We start from the raw sequence: 2,257 nt of genomic DNA, 5'->3' as shown, positions 1-2,257 counted from the left end.
TCGACGACATGATCCTGTCGCTCTATGCACGCGGGATGACGACCCGTGACATCTCCACGCACCTGAAGGAGGTCTACGGCTCCGAGGTGTCACCGGCCCCGGTCTCCAAGATCACCGACGTGGTCGCCGACGAGATCACCAGCTGGCAGAACCGGCCGCTTGACGACGTCTACCCCATCCTCTACATCGACGCTCTCATCGTGAAGGTCCGCGATGGTGGCATGGTCACCAACAAGGCCGCCCACCTGGTCATCGGAGTCGACGTCGACGGCATCAAGAACGTGCTGGGCATCTGGCTCCAGGACAGTGAGGGCGCCAAGTTCTCATAGTGGTTCCCGGGTTGGGACGACACTCCCGGAGAGGGGAGGGCGGATGTCGTCCCCCGTGACCCGAGGAGGCGCGTGATGGTGAATTTCGTCGGAGGCCGAGCCCAGGCCGAGTACATGGCGCGAGTGAGTGATCTCCCGCAGGGGCGGTGTCTGGTCGTTGCCGTGGATGTTGGCAAGCACAGTGCGATGGGTTTGATCGCCGATCATTGCGGCCAGATCATCGGCGCGCCGATCGACTTCGAGCTGACCCTGCCGGGGGCCGGGGTCCTCGAACTGGCCATCCGGTCGGCGGTCGACGACAGGGATGCGGCCAGCGTGCGGGTCGGAATCGAAGCCGCGGGCCACTACCATCGGGCCCTGGCAGCTACCCTGCGTGAACGGGGCCTCGACGTGGTCGAGTTGAATCCGTACCAGGTCAAGTTGGCTCGGGGGCAGATGGGGCAGGCCCGGATCAAGACCGATCTGCGTGACTGCATGGCCATGGCCGAGTTGCTCGTCCGCGGGCAGGGATGGCCGCTGCGAGCGGAGGAGACGGCGATGGCCGAGCAGCGGGCCTGGGTAGCCCACCGGCGTCGGAAACTGCAGGCCATCAAGGCTCTCGGCGCTCAGATTCACGCTCTGGCGGACACCGCCTTCCCCGGTCTGACTGGCTGCTTCACCAGCGGGCTGGAGTCCCCGACCCTGCGCATGCTGCTGGCCACGATGCCGGACCCGGCCCGCGTCGCCGAACTCGATGTCCCTGCCCTGGTGAGGCACGCAGCCGCCCATGGCAGGCGGATGCTCCGTCCGAAAGCGGCCCAGGTCATCGCCGCCGCGCGGGATGCGATGTGCGTGCCCGAGGCCCCTCGTGCAATCGCTGCCCGCCTGCTGGTCAGTGAGCGCGCCCAGTACGAGACGCTGCTGGAGGACCTGGCGATCGCCGACCACGAGCTGGCGGCACTGCTGCCGTGCACGCCCGCCGGGGTACTGCTGTCGGTTCCGGGGATAGGCCCGGTGACGGCCTCCTACTACGGGGCCGCGCTCGGCGACCCGCACCGATTCAAGAACGCGGACGCCGCCTGGCGGTACGCCGGTCTGGCGCCGACCAGTTACGAATCCGCGGGACGGCGCGGTCCTGCCAGGATAAGCAAGATCGGCTCGGTGGAACTGCGCCAGGCCGCCATCGCGCTCGGCGCGGGTGTCGCCCAGCATCATGCCGACTTCACTGCCTACAAGCAGCGGCTGCGTGAGGCGGGTAAACGCCCGATGGTGGCCGCCATCGCCACCGCTCACCGCGTGCACCGTCTTGCTTTCGCGCTGATGCGCTCCCAGCAGCCCTACGACACGGAACGCTGGAACGCGGCGGTGTCCGCCGGCCAGGAACGAAGCCGGCCCGCCACGACCACCCATCGAGCGGCCCATACGACGTGACCGGCCTCGCCCGGTCACGATAATGCCAGGTCATCAGACCTGCCAGGACTCCTCACGAGCGAGCTCGTGAGGCGCGGGCGGCACAGGCCGGACCGACGTCGTCAAGTATCAGCGGCCGATCCCGGGACCGCGCAGCCAGCAAGACGCCCGGCCTGTCCCGCCACCGTGAGCGCGCACAACAGCCAGCAGCGCGACTGCGACTACATGAGTAAGCGCCGCCCGGGAACACCGCCCGCACCGCATGATCCACCCAACATAGAAGATCATCAACCGGCCCTGGCAGGCCGGCCGATCCGCCCTGCCTGCAACAGACTTGACAAGCACCCGAGAACAGCTGGCTGAACGTCCTCACCCAGCTCAAGAACCGCGGCCTGAAGGATGCACTGATCGTCTGCTGCGACGGGCTGAAGGGCCTACCCGAGGCGATCAACACCGTCTGGGAGGAGGCCCTGGTCCAAACGTGTGTCACGCACCTGATCCGGTCCTCGATGAAATACGTCAGCTACACCGACCGCAAG

At 67.3% G+C, this 2,257-nt stretch carries 1 protein-coding gene and 2 pseudogenes; all 3 read left to right on the top strand.

Translation table 11 applies throughout. From position 1 onward, the window contains the following. Nucleotides 1–323 (top strand): annotated as a pseudogene (locus tag NFU81_RS02850) (transposase); the annotation flags it as partial. Between the two features lie 81 nt (nt 324–404). Next, nucleotides 405–1,739: an IS110 family RNA-guided transposase gene (locus NFU81_RS02845; RefSeq protein WP_251484610.1), complete on the top strand. Its 1,335-nt coding sequence runs from the start codon at nt 405–407 to the stop codon at nt 1,737–1,739. Between the two features lie 335 nt (nt 1,740–2,074). Then, nucleotides 2,075–2,257: pseudogene (locus NFU81_RS02840) on the top strand (transposase); the annotation flags it as partial.

Source organism: Actinacidiphila cocklensis (assembly GCF_907177275.1).
Classification (GTDB): domain Bacteria; phylum Actinomycetota; class Actinomycetes; order Streptomycetales; family Streptomycetaceae; genus Actinacidiphila; species Actinacidiphila cocklensis.
Note: the sequence above shows the minus strand (reverse complement) of the source record. Positions and strands in the feature narration are given on the sequence as shown.